General features: G+C 46.3%; 16 protein-coding genes and 1 tRNA gene. 9 read left to right on the top strand and 8 right to left on the bottom strand.

What is annotated here, in order from left to right:
* The 4 genes from QUA70_RS03095 to QUA70_RS03080 form a co-directional block, all read right to left on the bottom strand.
* A partial coding sequence (locus QUA70_RS03095) for a ribbon-helix-helix protein, CopG family (RefSeq protein ID WP_333410304.1) occupies positions 1-522 on the bottom strand: 522 nt, incomplete at its 3' end.
* 60 nt (positions 523-582) lie between these two features.
* Positions 583-732: a hypothetical protein gene (locus tag QUA70_RS03090; RefSeq protein WP_333345061.1), complete on the bottom strand. Its 150-nt coding sequence runs from the start codon at positions 730-732 to the stop codon at positions 583-585.
* A 21-nt stretch (positions 733-753) separates the two neighbouring features.
* Positions 754-1410: a HEAT repeat domain-containing protein gene (locus QUA70_RS03085; protein ID WP_333344962.1), complete on the bottom strand. Its 657-nt coding sequence runs from the start codon at positions 1408-1410 to the stop codon at positions 754-756.
* A 295-nt stretch (positions 1411-1705) separates the two neighbouring features.
* Entirely contained in the window at positions 1706-2608 is a 903-nt protein-coding gene (locus tag QUA70_RS03080; RefSeq protein ID WP_333344961.1) for a phosphodiester glycosidase family protein, read from the bottom strand.
* 71 nt (positions 2609-2679) lie between these two features.
* On the opposite strand from QUA70_RS03080, the gene QUA70_RS03075 reads away from it, so the two are divergent.
* Positions 2680-3486, top strand: coding sequence for a pentapeptide repeat-containing protein (locus tag QUA70_RS03075; RefSeq protein WP_333344959.1), 807 nt, complete (start codon positions 2680-2682; stop codon positions 3484-3486).
* A 259-nt stretch (positions 3487-3745) separates the two neighbouring features.
* Here the strand turns inward: QUA70_RS03075 and QUA70_RS03070 are convergent.
* Positions 3746-3830, bottom strand: a tRNA-Ser gene (locus tag QUA70_RS03070).
* 207 nt (positions 3831-4037) lie between these two features.
* Here QUA70_RS03070 and QUA70_RS03065 point away from each other — a divergent pair.
* The 8 genes from QUA70_RS03065 (at position 4038) to moeB (ending at position 11120) form a co-directional block, all read left to right on the top strand.
* Complete coding sequence (locus QUA70_RS03065) at positions 4038-4406, top strand: 2Fe-2S iron-sulfur cluster-binding protein (protein ID WP_242721298.1); 369 nt, start codon at positions 4038-4040, stop codon at positions 4404-4406.
* A 34-nt stretch (positions 4407-4440) separates the two neighbouring features.
* Positions 4441-4956, top strand: a complete 516-nt coding sequence (locus QUA70_RS03060) for a thermonuclease family protein (protein ID WP_333333892.1) — start codon at positions 4441-4443, stop codon at positions 4954-4956.
* Between the two features lie 223 nt (positions 4957-5179).
* The gene (locus tag QUA70_RS03055; protein ID WP_333344957.1) at positions 5180-5995 is read left to right on the top strand and encodes an inositol monophosphatase family protein; all 816 of its coding nucleotides are present in this window, start codon (positions 5180-5182) and stop codon (positions 5993-5995) included.
* A 101-nt stretch (positions 5996-6096) separates the two neighbouring features.
* On the top strand, positions 6097-6981 hold the full coding sequence (locus tag QUA70_RS03050) for a tetratricopeptide repeat protein (protein ID WP_333344956.1): 885 nt from the start codon (positions 6097-6099) through the stop codon (positions 6979-6981).
* 460 nt (positions 6982-7441) lie between these two features.
* A complete protein-coding gene (locus QUA70_RS03045; protein WP_333344954.1) occupies positions 7442-8677 on the top strand; it encodes an ATP phosphoribosyltransferase regulatory subunit in 1236 nt (411 codons plus the stop codon).
* A gap of 144 nt (positions 8678-8821) precedes the next feature.
* Entirely contained in the window at positions 8822-9049 is a 228-nt protein-coding gene (locus QUA70_RS03040; protein ID WP_006635695.1) for an indolepyruvate ferredoxin oxidoreductase subunit alpha, read from the top strand.
* A 339-nt stretch (positions 9050-9388) separates the two neighbouring features.
* On the top strand, positions 9389-9868 hold the full coding sequence (locus tag QUA70_RS03035) for a M67 family metallopeptidase (protein ID WP_333344952.1): 480 nt from the start codon (positions 9389-9391) through the stop codon (positions 9866-9868).
* Between the two features lie 79 nt (positions 9869-9947).
* Entirely contained in the window at positions 9948-11120 is a 1173-nt protein-coding gene (gene moeB / locus QUA70_RS03030) for a molybdopterin-synthase adenylyltransferase MoeB (RefSeq protein ID WP_333344950.1), read from the top strand.
* A gap of 47 nt (positions 11121-11167) precedes the next feature.
* On the opposite strand, the gene QUA70_RS03025 is transcribed toward moeB, so the two are convergent.
* The 3 genes from QUA70_RS03025 to QUA70_RS03015 all read right to left on the bottom strand — a co-directional run.
* Positions 11168-12724, bottom strand: a complete 1557-nt coding sequence (locus QUA70_RS03025; protein ID WP_333344948.1) for a hypothetical protein — start codon at positions 12722-12724, stop codon at positions 11168-11170.
* A complete protein-coding gene (locus QUA70_RS03020) occupies positions 12711-13073 on the bottom strand; it encodes a hypothetical protein (protein ID WP_333344946.1) in 363 nt (120 codons plus the stop codon). Before QUA70_RS03020 ends, QUA70_RS03025 begins: the two co-directional genes overlap by 14 nt.
* 253 nt (positions 13074-13326) lie before the next feature.
* The coding region (locus tag QUA70_RS03015; RefSeq protein WP_333410302.1) for a CHAT domain-containing protein at positions 13327-16239 on the bottom strand (2913 nt) is incomplete at its 5' end.

Genomic DNA, 16239 nt, shown 5'->3' with positions numbered 1-16239 from the left:
CTGCTGCAAAGATGCGATCGAACTTTCGCGTTCACTCAACTGCTGCTGTAAAGTTTCGTAACTTGACTTGGCTACAGTTTCGGCTAATTGGCTTTCGAGATTTTGCTTTTCGGTAGCGAGTTGCTGCTGCAAAGAAGCGATCGAACTTTCGCGTTCAGCCAACTGCTTCTGTAAAGTTTCGTAACTTTCTTGCAGCGGATTTGGCTGTACGTTCACTGAGTCCAATTGAGTTTCTGCCGTTCTAGCGTCATTAATTTCGCTTTCTTCGGCTGTTTCCCCTTCCAAGTCAGCGGCTTCTACCTCGGTTTCTTCACCTTTTTTCCAAGTGACAGTAACTTCCGTCTTGTCGCTCGAAATATCCAGATTGCCTTTTGCCAAGCGTTCTAGGAGCTCCGACCTTGATATTCCGAGCTTTCGAGCGATCACGTTCAATCGATCGGCACTAGAAGAAGTCAGCGAAAGTCCGATTTTGACTTTGCTGTCTGAATTGGAACTAACTACATTGCGATTTTTTTTGACCATTGGCATTTTCCTCATGCCAACCTACACTTATTAGTATAGTGGCTGAAGCTTGTATTAAAATTAATTCTTGTTACTTACCAATTGTGCCAGCTTGCGTTCCCAATTGAACAAAAATCCGTGAATATACTCTTCGATCGATTCCTGGCCGTAGAACCGCGTGAACATTCCCTGACCCGGGGTTTTTTCGGCACGATACCGCAGATAGCGCAGTTGAGCTTGTAAGCCGTTGTTTTAAAGCGAAGCTTCCAAAGTCGCACCTGCAACCCGATGATCTCGATCTTTTGCCAAATAGCTCACAGCAGCGCGAGCTTGAGGATTGTCAAATTTGCTCAGCGCGCGAGCAACTCGCAGCCGAATTCCCCAGTTATCCGAACTTACTAGAGGTAATAATTGCTGCAATGCCTGTTCTTGCTTCGGGGTATTTGCCAGCACACCAAATCCGTCAATTGCTGCTTCCTGAACTGGTAAATCTTCGCCGCCAAGACCGATCGCACAAATTTCAAATACTGCATCAGGACACTGCATTTCGTACAGCGGAGCCATAATGCTGCGGCGGACGAGCCAATTGTCATCGCGACGAAAAGCTTCCACTAAATGAGAAATTGCCTCGGTTCCGAACCTTGACAAAGAGTTAGCGGCTTCGGCGCGCACGTTCGGATCGCGATCGAACTGCATCATTTTTAACAGCGCCGCAAAAGCTTCCGCAGTTTGAATCTGCCGCAATCCCATCGCCACGAACGATCGCACCATAAACTCGCGATCGTCCACTTTGCTCAGCAACATCGGCAGCGCCACAGCAGAATCGCACTTTCTCAGAGCCGTTACCCCCCGCAGCCTGTCTTGAGAATCCGAACTTTGCAGCGCTGCTTGGATTTCGCTAATTTTCATAAGCCAATTATAAATTTTTGTTAAGTTTCTTTACAATTTTAGCAATTATTCCCGGATTTTGGGCAGATTTAAAAAAAATTCACTGCTGAATAAGAAATTTTGTGGGTATTTAAGCGAACTTTTGTATTAGTAATGAAGGCAATCAGTACCCTATTTATTTGAGTATGCAGAGGCATCATTTATTTTTTAAAATAGGTTTTAACAGCCGATTTTCTACAAGCAGCAGCTTGGGTGCAGTGCAAAATAAAATCATTTTTAACCCCCAATTTCGGAGATAAAAGCGCAATTTAAAAGCCTAATTATCCCGCGCATAAAATCCTAAATGATTGGCGATTGGACGTTCCTGCATGGGAATTTTATTCTGAATCGGAGCATTCAACAGTTTCGCTCCTGAGGGCCATGCTACTGCAAAAGTTACCGACCCGCCGCCATCTAAATTTAGCACTGTCTCGGCTCCCAACTGCATCGAAATATCAGTTATTTCGCTCAACTTCAGCCCTTCACTGTAAAGCCTCTGCTTGCCGTCTACCAGAATTAACCACAACTTGTCGCCTGTTTTGTCGATCGCCGCGACTGCACGGGGATAGGGTTTATCCTGTTTGCGTTCTTCCTGGCTTTGTGCTACGGCTTTGCCATTTTTTACCAGCAAAGTATCTCCCGCAACTGCATAGGCTGTTCCCGCAGGACAAGTGCCGTTTTCGATTATTTGAGCGCGGTTTTTGGCATCAAAACAAAGGGCGGGAAAGCCTGGATCTGGTTGAGAATAAGCTTGGCTTTTAGCAATGGCGAGTCCGACATTATTTACTCGATCGCCACTGCGGGGATAGTAATCCCAAGGTGCTTTCTCGATGCAGGGATAAAAAAAATTGCCGTTGACTGCTAATTGCAATTTAAATTCTTTCAGGAATTCAGTAGCGGTGCGGGCATTGGTTTCTGTTAAATCGGGTGTTGGGTTTCCGGGAGTGACAAAAATTCCTATTCCCGGCGCTTTTAGGTCGATGCTAACAATGTGAATTAGGGTGGGACGCGGATTAGTCCGAAATTCCCTGCGGTAGGCTATTCCTTGAAAGAGCGATCGGGCTTCGTTTGTTTGTTGGGGACGCAAAAAGTAGGGAATGTTGTAGAGTAGTATTGGTGCGAGCAATATTCCGAGACCGAGAATATGCCAAATTTGTTTGAGGGTGGGTCGATAAGTCATACCATTTTAGATTTTAGATAGGGGACGGGAACACTGACAGATTTATATATTTTCAAGGATACTCTACTAATATGAAGTATTCGGATTTCAATAATTTTAGCAATCAAATTTTACGAAATCGCTCGTTCCAAGGACAAGTTCTTAACGGTGCTGATTTCAGCGGTGCGGATGTTCGAGGCTGCAATTTTAGAAATGCTCAGTTAGCGGGTGCGAATTTTCTCGGTGCGAAAATCGGGATTTCTCGGCGACAGATAGCTGTTTTGAGTGCTGGGGCGATCGCGATTTGTTTGGTTGTGGGCGATGTTCTGACTCGACTGATTTTGGGAACTCAAGGACAATTACCGGGATCTGGCAGTTGGCCTTTTGTTCTGTTGCTGTACGGGGTTTTGAGCGCTGCTGGTTTCGCTTCGGCGATCGCCAGCAAACAGCCAAAAACCTCAAAAGCGCGTAGATTGGCACGAACAATTTCTGCTATTCTATCAGGAGCTTTGCTGGGATTTTTCTATGCTGGGACTGCAACTAATAATAATTCCCAGGCTGCTCTTGCTGGAATGTCGATCGGCGGGCTGTTAATGTTTTTTGTGAATTCCCGGAGTCGTAGCCAATTTGCACAGGTGGCGCTCGCATCGGCTGGAAGTGTGGCGACTTACGCAGCGGCTTTTTTGTTCAGTGCAACGGCGAGCGCTTTTCTGAGCACTAACAAACTGTTTTGGGGTATGTGTTTCGGTTTGCTGTCGCTGCTGTATCTTTGGTTTGCGTTTGTGTCTTTCTCGGCTATTGTTCGAGAGATTGGAAATGCTGAGGGTACTTCGTTCAGAGGGGCAAATCTCGCTGATGCTAAGTTCGATATAAATTACCTCTATAGCAATCCTAAATGAGTCATAAATTTTTTACCCCACCCCAACCCTCCCCGAACCCGCGGGGAGGAAGTAAGAAATTCACAAATGATTTAGGATTTCTATATATCTGGGCGTTTATTCTCGGTTCGATCGCCCGTAATTTACACTCAAACATTGAAAAGCGAGATCCCTTGATTTTTCTAAAAGAATTCAAGGGATCTCGCTATAATCAAAGTATTTATCTCTGATCACAGATTTTGTTTGCAAGCTGTTTTTTTTGCCTAAACAGCTTGTTTAACGGAGAGGGAGGGATTCGAACCCTCGTTAAGTTGCCCTAAACACACTTTCCAGGCGTGCGCCTTCAACCGCTCGGCCACCTCTCCAGGGCTAAATTAATTCATTTAGCCACAGCTAAACTATCTTAGCAGAACAAATCTGATTTGGGAAGGGGTAACGGCATAAATTTGCTGTTTAATATGGGTAGGGTGTGAAACGGGCAGGCTTGGGTTCTCCTTCCGGGGTCGCAAACCCATTCATTTCAAGGATCTTGCCCCGCCAACCCCTATCTAAAATCTAAAATCTAAAATTCCATGACTAACTCTTACACAATTAAAATTCATAACAGACAGACAGGCGATCGCCACACCGTGCGAGTACCCGAAGACCGCTACATCCTCCAAAGCGCCGAAAACCAAGGAGTAGAATTGCCATTTTCCTGCCGCAACGGCGCTTGTACCGCCTGTGCGGTGCGCGTCAAGTCGGGGGAACTGCACCAGCCAGAAGCAATGGGGCTTTCTGTGGAACTGCAAAAAGAAGGTTATGCCCTGCTGTGCGTCAGCTATCCCCGTTCCAACATCGAGGTAGAGACACAAGACGAAGACGAAGTGTACGAACTGCAATTCGGTCGTTACTTCGGCAAAGGTAAAGTTAAAGCCGGTTTGCCGTTGGATGAAGAATAAGGCAATTTGATAAATAATCAACTACCAATTATCCATGCTTTATCGGTTATTTGCGATCGCCCTTTGTCTGTTGTTAGCTAGCTGCCAAAAACCAGAAACGCCCCAAGGTACGATCGCCAAAGTAGAAAGGGCCATCAGCGGGCAAACAATCGAAGTTATCAGTACAGCCAACAAAATAGCCTTATTAGAACAAATCAGGCTAATTGGTATTGATGCGCCGGATTTAAAACAGCAGCCTTGGGGAGAAGCAGCCAAACAAAGACTAGAACAGCTAATTGGGGGAAAACAGGTATTGTTAGAATCAGACATCGAAGAGAAAGACCAGTTCGATCGCAAACTAGCCTACTTGTGGCAAGATAAAAATTTGCTCAACGAACAGCTAGTCAAAGAAGGTTATGCCCTGGCCTCAGTGCGATCGCCCAACACCAAATATCAGCAGCGACTCATCAACGCTCAAGAATGGGCGAGACTCATGGGTAAAGGCTTGTGGAATCCAGAACGAGCTTTGCGCCAAACTCCCGCAGAATTTCGCCAGCAAAATCGGAAATAGTCAGTAGTCAGTAGTCATTAGTCATTAGTCAATGACTAAAAACTCCTCAGTTATAACTAACAACTAATGAGCAATGATTTCATTCTTCCCTTTTCCCTCTTCCCTCTTCCTTCGTGTCCTAGCGCTTACGCGCCGCTTCGCTAACGCGTCTTCGCGGTTCGTACTTCCTCTTCCTTCTTCCTTCTTCCTTCTTCCTTCTGCCTTCTGCTAAAACAACTAACAAATGACTGACAATCAACTGCAAAACTTCTTAGAAATAGCCACCGAAGCAGCCCTAGCCGCCGGTTCCGTCCTGCAATCTTTCTGCGGAAAATTAGAAAAAATTCAAGAAAAAGGTCGATCGGGCGATTTAGTCACAGAAGCCGACAAAGCCTCTGAAGCGGTTATCTTAGAAATTCTCGGCCGCCACGTAGCCGACCACGCCATCCTCGCCGAAGAATCCGGCAAATTAGGGGATGCTAGCAGCAAATACCTGTGGGCGATCGACCCTTTGGACGGCACAACCAATTATGCTCACCAATATCCTTTTTGGGCCGTGTCGATCGGACTTTTAATCGACGGCATACCACAAATTGGAGTAATTTACGACCCTTTTCATAATGAATTGTTTCGGGCAGGCAAAGGATTGGGAGCAACCTGCAACCGTTCGCCGATCAAAGTTTCCCAAATCTCAGAATTGAGAACCAGCTTGCTAGTAACTGGCTTTGCATACGATCGGCGCGAAACAGCAGACAATAACTATGCCGAATTCTGTCACCTCACCCACCTCACCCAAGGCGTGCGGCGCAGCGGTTCCGCATCCCTAGACCTCGCACACCTCGCGATGGGGCGATCGGACGGATACTGGGAACGGGGACTCGCCCCTTGGGACGTAGCAGCCGGTGTACTCATCGTCTCCGAAGCCGGAGGTCAAATTACAGCTTATGACGGCAGTGCCTTTGAGATGAACTCGGGTCGGATTTTGGCCACGAATGGCAAAATACACGCCGAACTCAGCAGCGCACTGCTAGCCGTTCCTCCCTTATCTTCTTGGAAGTAGCGCCCCCCAGCAATAGATCGGGGGTAGTACGGGGGTCAGAACCCCTTGACTCAAGCTACATTAAAGAATAGTGAAAAGCCAGGAAAGGAAGAGTAAAAGTTATGTCTTTTGAAATGACAAAAGGGCTGTTCAAGTATGACTTTACAGATCAGCACGCAATTTTGGGAGTTCCCTTAGACGCCGAGTTTAACGACATCCGCAAGCGCTACATGAAAATCGCCCGCCGGTTGCATTCGGATACTTGCTCTTTTGAAAGCCAAGCCGATAAAGATTGGGCTAACCAATTTTTGTCAAAAGTAGTCAATCCGGCCTACAACAAATTCTCTAAGGAAAGCGATCGCAAAGAATACAGCCTGCTATTAGCAGCCATCGCCAAGCGCGTCGTTAAAGAACAGGCGAAAATGCAAATTGAAAGCGAAGCAGCCAAACAGTTAGCTACCGCTCAAAATTGGGAAGAAGCTTACAAAACAGCAGTTAGCAAACTCGCTCTCAAGCAGTACGAATCAGTTAAGGAAACCGAAGATGCGATCGCTCAAATTAGCGAACTTAATATGGTTTACCTGCTGCGAAAAGAGCGCCAAGCCCCAACCGACGTAAAAAAAACAGACCCCCCAACCCCAACCCCAACCCCAACCCCAACACCAACTCCGCCTCCTCCCAAAGACTCGCCGGCAGACCCCTATTGCCGCCGAGCTCAAGGATTTATGGACAGCAAAAATTACGCTAAAGCAAGTTTGGAGTTGAGGGAAGCCCTGAAGGGCGCTCCGAAACACAGCAAGGCTCACGCTATGTTAGCAATGTGTTACCTTGAACAAAATCAAGCCACAATGGCTAAACTTGAGATGAACAAAGCTTTGGCATCAAATCCTGAAGAACCGACGGCTTTGGAGGTTAAGAAAAAGCTGGAACAAGCTTCCGCAAAAGCCAAAAAAGGTGATGAGAAACCAGGATTTTTTGCAAGTTTGTTTGGCGGGAAGAAGAAGTGAGAAGTTGTGAGTTGTGAGTCTTGAATATTTAGAAATTGGTAAACTGCTCAGCAGTGAAGTGATCTCGCTCAAAAGAATCAAGAGTTGGTGATATCACATCCGATCGCAGTCGGAATTATACCGTCAGTATGAGCGTCCCGCGATCGCGGGTGATCCAGAAAGAGCGGGACGCTTGCACTGACCGGGAAAATGATTATTCCTATGCAAACCAAAACGCTATCACGCCTTAATTTGTTAAAGTCGAAGATTATGCTTGCCTGCTTCGACTTTAACAGCTTCCCCTAAAGCTAAGCTTCTAGGCCCACTCTAAAATCTAAAATCTAAAATCTAAAATTGATATGACACCTTAATTTGTTAAAGTCGAATGTTAAGCTAGCCTAGTTAGACTTTAACACCGTCCATAAAGCTACGCTTCTAAGCCCAATCTAAAATCTTCTAAAGTCTAAAATCTAAAATTGATATGGTTCACCAACCCCCATCCGGCGCAAGAGATTTATTGCCCCTTGACGTTGCTCAAAAAATTTCGATCGAACGGCGCTTACAGCAGGTTTTTCACCGCTGGGGCTATCACCGGATTATTACCTCTACTCTAGAACGGCTGGAGACGTTGATGGCTGGGGGCGCGATCGACCGATCGACCTTAATTCAACTGCAAGACGCGGAGGATGGAGAACTTGGTTTGCGGCCGGAATTGACTGCATCCATCGCCCGGGCGGCTGCAATGCGGATGGCCGGGACTCGCTGGCAGCCCCAGCGCCTCTACTACAACGCCAACGTCTTCCGCAAAGGCCCTGATACTGGCTCAGGCGGGCAACAGGAGTTCTATCAAGCTGGGGTAGAGTTGCTCGGCGCGGGGGGGGCGGTTGCGGATGCGGAAGTGCTGCTGCTGCTGTCTGAGTGCTTGCAGAGCTTGGAAATAGATGACTGGCATTTGGTTTTGGGAGAAGCGGGCTTGACTGCAACATTGCTAGAACCGTTTCCGCCAAACGTGCGCCAGAAAGTTCGGGGGGCGATCGCCAATCTCGATCGAATTGCCTTGGAAACTTTGCCGCTGTCAACCGAATTGCGAGAAAGAGCACTGTTGTTATTTGACTTGCGCGGCCGCCCAGAAGAGGTGTTGCCAATTGTTGCCAAACTAGATTTAGATTTGCCGCAGCAATCGGCGTTAAATAATCTCAAATCGGCGATCGAATTGCTGCACCAATGCCAGTCAAAAATTCCCAATCTAAAATCCCACATTCACCTCGATTTGAGTTTAATTCAAACCTTTGACTATTACACTGGAATTGTGTTTGAAGTTGTCAGCAGCAGCAAGACAGGACAGCGAGTTTTAGGACAAGGAGGACGCTACGACCAACTGTTGGGACTGTTCGACCCCCAAGGGCAAAATTCCCCCGGCATCGGCTTTTGTCTGAATATTGAAGATTTGCACCAAGTTTTGCTGACAGAGGAGCAATTGCCCACTCAGACGCCAGCTAGCGAATGGTTGGTTGTGCCTCAAACTCCTGAAGCTGGGGCGGCGGCTTTTGATTATGCCCGCCAACTCCGAGAGTCTACTCACCTCGTTCGGGTGGAAATAGATTTGGAGAGTCGGGAGACGGAGGAGGCGGCGCGGGAATACGCGCGCGATCGACGAATTGCTCAAATTGCTTGGGTAAATGCCGAAGGATTGCCAACAATTGAAACGGTAAATTAGGCTAATTGGTAATTGGTAATTAGTAGTTGGTAATTGGTTAAAAATCACAGGATATGATATTATGTATCCTGCTGATTGAGAGAAGGTTTTGCCAATTGCTAATTGCTAATTCCCGATCTAACTAAAATGTTTTGAGAGAACACTATGGCACACACTATTGTTACGAATATTTGCGAGGGAATTGCTGATTGCGTTGGCGCTTGTCCGGTTGCTTGTATTCACCCCGGCCCCGGCAAAAATGTCAAGGGTACTGATTGGTTTTGGATTGATTTTGATACCTGTATTGACTGCGGTATTTGTTTGCAGGTGTGTCCTGTCGAAGGTGCGATCGTCCCAGATGAGCGACCGGAATTGCAGCAAACTCCCTCTTAATTGCAACTTAATTGCACTTGAGGGCTAGATAGCTACATTAACTAAGGGATAAGGTGCGCGTCCAGAGCGCACCCTACATTCACTTTTTTTGCGAACTGCAGATCGCGCAGAGAACCCAGAGAAAAGGAGTGAGAAATATTGGAAAAATCTAACCTTTAGATCTGTAAGTGAGGTAATTAATTATGTGACTTTTGTGAGTTTTTTCTCTTCCCTTCTCTTGTCTTCCTACCCTTCGGGAACGGCTTCGCCGAACGTGTCCTTCGCGTCCTCGCGGTTCGTAAAAAAAAGCCCGATCGCACTTTAAAAAAAAAACTACAATAAAATCTACAATAAAATCCTATGCAGCCGATCGCACTTTCCGACTCTCAAATTTTATCCATCCGTACCCACGGCGAAAGCGCTTATCCTGAAGAATGCTGCGGTTTGTTGCTCGGTCGAGTTACTGGCGATGTTAAAACTGTGGTAGAAGTTTGGCCGACTGACAATGCTTGGAGTGTGGAAGCTGAGGAGAATTGGCCGGAACAAAAAGGATTGACAGAAACACGAAGATATGCTATAAAGCCCGAAGATATGTTGCGGGCGATGAAGCATGGGCGCGATCGCACTCTGGATATTATCGGTATATATCATTCTCACACGGATTGTCCCGCAGTGCCCTCAGAGTGCGATCGGACATTGGCGTGGGCCGAATACTCTTATATTATTGTGTCCGTCCGACAAGGCTGTTCAGAAGACCTCCGCAGTTGGAGTCTTGACGGAGAGGGGAACTTTCAAGCAGAGGAAATTCGCCTAGTGGAACCGACTGAGATTAAGAAATAATTAGTAAAAATAACAAACACGTAAAAATGCGAAAGATTCAGATAGGATATAATTCAAAATCTGCGCTACACACAATATCATGCTAAATCCTAATCTGGACGAGATCCAGCTCAACAAACAAGAATACGAACGCTACTCTCGCCACTTGATCCTGCCAGAAGTTGGATTGGATGGGCAAAAGCGTCTCAAAGCTGCCAGTGTGCTCTGCATCGGTACGGGAGGCCTCGGTTCGCCGCTGCTGCTGTATTTAGCAGCCGCTGGTGTTGGCCGCATTGGGATTGTAGACTTTGATATTGTTGACCATTCCAACTTGCAGCGGCAGGTAATTCACGGCACTTCTTGGGTTGGGAAACCGAAGATTGAGTCGGCTAAAAATCGGATTTTAGAAATTAATCCTTTTTGTCAAGTTGATTTGTACGAAACTCGCGTTAGTTCCGAAAATGCGATCGACATTGCCACTCCTTACGATATCATTATCGACGGTACGGACAACTTCCCGACTCGCTATTTGATGAACGACGTTTGCGTTCTTTTAAACAAGCCCAACGTCTACGGTTCCATCTTCCGATTTGAAGGGCAAGCAACAGTTTTCAACTACGAAGGCGGCCCGAATTACCGCGATTTGTACCCGGAACCCCCGCCTCCTGGCATGGTTCCTTCTTGTGCAGAAGGCGGCGTTTTAGGCGTTTTGTGCGGAGTTGTCGGTTCTATCCAAGCAACGGAAGCTATCAAGATTATCTTGGGTCAAGGCACTACTTTGAGCGGCAGACTGTTGCTTTACAATGCCTTAGATATGACGTTCCGGCAATTGAAACTGCGGCCTAATCCAGTGCGTCCGGTAATTGAAAAGTTAATCGATTACGAACAATTCTGCGGCATTCCTCAAGCTAAAGCGCAGGAAGCGCAAGAACAACAGCAAATTTCTGAGATGACTGTCGCAGAACTTAAGGAGTTAATCGACAGCGGTGCGAAGGATTTTGTATTGTTAGATGTTCGCAATCCCAACGAGTATCAAATTGCTCAAATTCCTGGGTCGGTTTTGGTTCCTTTGCCGGATATCGAACACGGCGAAGGTGTCGCCAAGGTCAAGGAATTGTTGAACGGACACCGCTTGATTGCACACTGCAAAATGGGCGGGCGCTCTGCGAAGGCTTTGGGGATTTTGAAGGAAGCTGGAATTGAGGGGACTAATGTTAAGGGCGGAATTACTGCTTGGAGTCAAGAAGTAGACCCGTCTGTACCTCAATATTAAGGCTAATCTTTTTCTGGGGCGGGCGATTTGCCCGCCCGGAACCGGGATTATGGCGGCGGCAACTGTTTATTTCTATCTAGTAGATTCTTGAACTTACCTAGTAGATTCTTGGAATTGGCACTCAACATAACCACACCCCAAACTACAACCCCGGCACCGATACTAATCAACAATACCAACGCAAAAGAATTAATTCCCACCTTCAGGAAAGGCAAAGCAACCATTTGATTCGGCGGGTCTTGTTTAATTAAATAAGGAGCACTTCCAGCCACCACCCCGGCTACTCCCAAACCAAAACCGACAGCTTGAATCGTTACCTCTAGTTTGGCATTCCGATAAGCTTCTTCGATCGCCACAATAGCTCTAATTGCCTCGGTTGCTTGGTCTAGCAAGCCGGAACCGTGTTTGAAATAGCCTAAATCTGCTTGAATCTGCCTTTGAAACTGCGGGCAAGTTTCTTTACTGAATGTTGCGAGGAAACTTAAATCGGCATCACTATCATTGTACTTTTTAGCTGCTTTGATGTCAAGACTTATTTGATTTAATTTATCTTGGTAATTTTGGGCGTTAATTGCGATCGTATTTTGGCGAAACTCCAAATCAATCAGCATTCGGGCATACTTCACAGCCCGAGGCGGCATCTCAATCATCTGAGTTTCCAGATATTTTAATTCCTCCTCATTTAAACCCGCACCTTTCGATTGCCTCTGCTGAGCTTGATCTCGCTGCAAATACTTAAAAGTCTTGTCAATATCCAGTTCAATTTGTTTGTATTCCTCGCGAGTCACGGCGTAAAGCTTGCGGCTGTCGTGATAAGCGCGAAGAATCTTATTTCGGTACAAAAACAAATCCATAAAATCGCTGTACCGCGTCTCATCCCAGATTTCATCGGTTGCGGAACTGTTGAAAAACCAGACGATAACGTGGCAGTCAGTATCTTGCCGACTCGGATTGCCGTATTCTAAAATCGGGCTACCGAACAATTCGCCTTGACGGTAAAAACTCGGCAGATTTTGACTTTCAATGAATTTTTCCAGACACTGTTGGGCTAATTTTTTCAGAAACTGGGAATCTTCCCGCGCCGCTTGATTTTGTTCTACACTCAGCCAAGCGGTAAGCAGCAGAGTTTGCCCGAAATAACTCTGCACGAAATCCGGCAGCAAGCAGTTATCGGGATTAAATTCTTTGAAGATGCTAACATCGACAGCAGGTGTTTTAATGCCGTTAACTTTTTCGGGAACGCGAATTTGTAAACCCAAAGCGTAGCTGTCATCAATCCGCAGCGGTTGGGCAAAACCCTTGACAGGAATTTGCTGATTTTCAACCGAAATATCCTTATCAAAGGGTAGAGAATTGCGGTTGCCAACAAGTGGTTTATGTTTATTAATCAGGTTAACTCGGAAGCCGACAGGTTCCTCTTTTTTGTGCAAATAGCTGTCATTAAATTTTGTACTGACTGCTAATTTAGTTTGCAAAATCTCATCGCACTTCTGCCACAAACTGGCGGATTCCACAGGGGAATTCGACTCTGATTTTAGGGCGTTGCAGAGGTGAAAGGCAAATAAATAAACGTTGGGGGCATAGATTTTGCTAGTTGGAGTCATTGCTGGTATCTGATTGATTATTTCCTGCGCTTTCTTGAAGCTTTTTGTAGCTATCTTCAATGCTGGTACGCAGAGTTTGAGTGATATTGGTTAGTGGCGGTGTTGTACTTGGGGTGGGTTCGCCCGCGTCGTCGATTTCTTGCCGCAGACAATCTCTTAATGCGTCTCCCAATCCATTCTTGCCACACCACTTGCTGATAGTAAAAGCAATTGGAAACAATTCATCATCGGCAGATTCTGCTATTTCTTCCTCTAATTGGGGTAATTTTTTCCAGGCTGTCGGCATGAAGATACTCGGATTTTGGTGCAGCCATTTGAGAAAGATAGTGATAACTTTGTCAGGTTCCATTGTAATTACTCCCGTGATTAAAAAATATAAATTTGTAGGGGCGGGTTTCACCAACCATAATTGCCTGAAATCGACAATCTCTCAAACCCGCCCCCACCAAACGAAAAATCATCATCTACATTTTAGCATTCGATGTAAATTTCAGGTTGATTTGGGTTATTGGTGGTGGGGGGCGAGTTTATCTAGATTGTTGGTCATAGTTATATATTGTTGGTAAAACCCGCCCTTACAAAATCCTGATGGCACACGTAACTTAATATCCCGTCGCACAGAATGCCGCCCAATATTTTGGATCGCGGAACGGCTGTTCATGACTCGAAGATGCTAACCACAATTCCATACTTTGTCTAGATTTTTCATCTAAATTTAACAATCCTATCCAAACTCGAAAATCCTCCTCACTCACACCGCGCATCCAGTTTTGCGCCGCATTCAAAGCGAGGGCTACTGAATCTGCATCCGGCAATTCATGATAAAATTTAATCATCAAAATTGCCGTGGCAAAATCATCTACAGCCCACAGACTGCTGACAACATTCATGCTACCCGCATACAAAAAACCGCTGGGTAAACCAATGTATTCATCCGTCATTGCGGTTGAGGTGGTTAACCCGGTTTCGCAGGCGGAAAGTGTGACGAGACTGCACTGCGGTAACTGCAAATCGGCAAAGATTTCTCGCAGGGTGAGGCATTTTTCTGGGATGGCTTTTCTGCCGCTGCGTAGGGTGACATAGCGCTGTTTTTCATCGGGCTGATTTGACTCTGGGGGCGGGGGTGAGGTTTGCGGTTCCAGGGAATCGGCTAAGACTAGGGATGACAGCAGCGGATTGTCAAAGTTGAATACGCCGTGACAGGAAAAGTGCAGGTAGCTGGCGTTTGAGAGGTTTTCTCGGTTTTCGTTGAGGGCGGTTTTTGTGGCTTGTTTTTTGAGTAAAATTTGATGCGGATTGAATCTGGTTTTGATGGTTTCTACTTCCATGTCGGCGTTGAATAAGTCTTCTGTGGGATTCTGGAGGGCGAATAGTTGTTGCTGATTTGGTGGGGGGGAGTTTCTGGTGGTGATGCGATTTTTTACGAGTTCCAGTAGTTGCAAGCTGGGGGCGTATTTCACGCCTGCGGGGAAGCTGTCGAGGAGGTAGCCGCGAAAGTTGGTTTTTTGTTTAAATCGGGTTTCTGAGGTGAATTGTAGGGCGTGGAGGGGGAATAGGCGCAGGTAGCGGTGGGGTACTAGGATTAGTTGTTTGCAGTTGGGGGCGATGTGGGCGATTATCTCGTTTAGTCGCAGGATTTCTGAGAGTTTTTGGAGTTTTTGGGATAGGGTGTTTTGCCAGGTTTTGTTGGTGTTTTGGTTGCGGTATTCGTCGAGATAGTTGTTTTTCCAGGTTTCTAATTCGGCTATTTCGGTTGTGGTATATGTGACTGGTTTTATGCTGTCGCGGGTGATAATGAAGGCTGATCCGCCCCAGCTATCTTCGGAGTTGGAGTTATTGCCGATGTACCATTCTATGATTGCTGTTTCGGTGTCTAAGGTTTGTTGGAATTTGGTGATGTCGATGGGTTCGACTTTTTGAGTTAGGGTGAATTCTGGTTCTCGCTGTTTTATCTGTTCTAGCAGTTGTGCTAGTTGCTGTAAGGTTGTTTCTAATTGGGCTTTTTGTTGTTGGAAAGATTCGGGGCTGAGACTGCGGGTTTGAGTTGTGCGTTGTGAGGGAGAGTCATCTGGAACCCCCCCCGGCCCCCCCTTGGTAAGGGGGGGAGAAAGAGGGGGAGGAGATGGGGTTTCTGTTTCTAGGAATTGTTGGGAGGCGGCGATTTGGCGGCGCAGGTTTTGGAGTTGCTGTTTCTCGGTGTCGGTGGCTGTTTTGGGGTAGATTTCGCTGTTGGTGAAGAGTTCGACTAGGTAGCGGGATTTGCTGCGTTCGATTGTTTGCAGGGCTTTGTCATATTGTTGGTGATTGATGCAGGATTGCATCATTTTTTCGTAGACGTTGAGATTTTCTTCGATGATTTCTCGTTTGCGGTTGTCGGATGTTATCCACTCGCGGCTTTGTTCGACTGCTTCGATGGCTTTTTCGTAGCCGAATATGGCTGTTTCCCACAAACTTTCTGCAAATCCTAAATTGCCTAGATTTCGCCCTGTTTGCAGAGAGTCACTTGGCAAAGTTGTGGGAGTACAAACTTCTAAAGCTGCTTCATAAAGTGCGATCGCCTTTTCGATATTCTCACCCCGTTCTCCTTTGATTCTATTTTTGTAAGCATTTGCCAAATTATTTTGAGTCGTCGCCCAATCTTGGGGGAAAGCATCGCGGGTGCGAACTTCACTAGCAGCTTCATAAAATGCGATCGCCGTTTCGATATTCTCACCCCGTTCTCCCTTGATTCTGTCACTGTAAGCATTTGCCAAATTATATTGAATAGCTGCCCCTTGTTGCGGGAAAGCAGGGCGGGTGTAAACTTCACTAGCTGCTTCATAAAATGCGATCGCCGTTTCGATATTCTCACCCCGTTCTCCCTTGATTCTGTCACTGTAAGCATCAGCCAAATTATTTTGAGTCATCGCCCAATCTTGGGGAAAAGCATCGCGGGTGCTAACTTGTAAAGTAGCTTCATAAAATGCGATCGCCGTTTCGATATTCTCACCCCGTTCTCCTTTGATTCTATTTTTGTAAGCATTTGCCAAATTATTTTGAGTCATCGCCCAAGATTGTGGAAAAGCATCGCGGGTGTAAACTTGTAAAGCTGCTTCATAAAATGCGATCGCCTTTTCGATATTCTCACCCTCTTCTCCCTTGATTCTGTCACTGTAAGCAACAGCCAAATTATTTTGAGTCATCGCCCAATCTTGTGGAAAAGCATCGCAGGTGCGAACTTGTAAAGCTGCTTCATAAAATGCGATCGCCTTTTCGATATTCTCACCCCGTTCTCCTTTGATTCTGCTATAATAAGCAGCAGCCAAATTATTTTGAGTCATCGCCCAATCTTGTGGAAAAGCATCGCGGGTGCGAACTTGTAAAGCTGCTTCATAAAATGCTATCGCCCTTTCGATATTCTCACCCCGTTCTCCTTTGATTCTGGTATAGTAAGCAGTTGCCAAATTATTTTGAGTCATCGCCCAATCTTGTGGAAAAGCATCGCGGGTGCGAACTTGTAAAGCTGCTTCATAAAA

Source organism: Microcoleus sp. LAD1_D5, from assembly GCF_036702115.1.
GTDB lineage: Bacteria > Cyanobacteriota > Cyanobacteriia > Cyanobacteriales > Microcoleaceae > Microcoleus.
This window is presented reverse-complemented; position numbering and strand designations above follow the sequence as displayed.

Coding starts and splice junctions, on each gene's coding strand:
- QUA70_RS03035 (WP_333344952.1), top strand. CDS start 9,389: ATGCAGCCGATCGCACTTTCCGACTCTCAAATTTTATCCATCCGTACC.
- QUA70_RS03050 (WP_333344956.1), top strand. CDS start 6,097: ATGTCTTTTGAAATGACAAAAGGGCTGTTCAAGTATGACTTTACAGAT.
- QUA70_RS03065 (WP_242721298.1), top strand. CDS start 4,038: ATGACTAACTCTTACACAATTAAAATTCATAACAGACAGACAGGCGAT.
- QUA70_RS03025 (WP_333344948.1), bottom strand. CDS start 12,724: ATGACTCCAACTAGCAAAATCTATGCCCCCAACGTTTATTTATTTGCC.
- QUA70_RS03020 (WP_333344946.1), bottom strand. CDS start 13,073: ATGGAACCTGACAAAGTTATCACTATCTTTCTCAAATGGCTGCACCAA.
- QUA70_RS03055 (WP_333344957.1), top strand. CDS start 5,180: ATGACTGACAATCAACTGCAAAACTTCTTAGAAATAGCCACCGAAGCA.
- moeB (WP_333344950.1), top strand. CDS start 9,948: ATGCTAAATCCTAATCTGGACGAGATCCAGCTCAACAAACAAGAATAC.
- QUA70_RS03075 (WP_333344959.1), top strand. CDS start 2,680: ATGAAGTATTCGGATTTCAATAATTTTAGCAATCAAATTTTACGAAAT.
- QUA70_RS03040 (WP_006635695.1), top strand. CDS start 8,822: ATGGCACACACTATTGTTACGAATATTTGCGAGGGAATTGCTGATTGC.
- QUA70_RS03045 (WP_333344954.1), top strand. CDS start 7,442: ATGGTTCACCAACCCCCATCCGGCGCAAGAGATTTATTGCCCCTTGAC.
- QUA70_RS03080 (WP_333344961.1), bottom strand. CDS start 2,608: ATGACTTATCGACCCACCCTCAAACAAATTTGGCATATTCTCGGTCTC.
- QUA70_RS03060 (WP_333333892.1), top strand. CDS start 4,441: ATGCTTTATCGGTTATTTGCGATCGCCCTTTGTCTGTTGTTAGCTAGC.
- QUA70_RS03085 (WP_333344962.1), bottom strand. CDS start 1,410: ATGAAAATTAGCGAAATCCAAGCAGCGCTGCAAAGTTCGGATTCTCAA.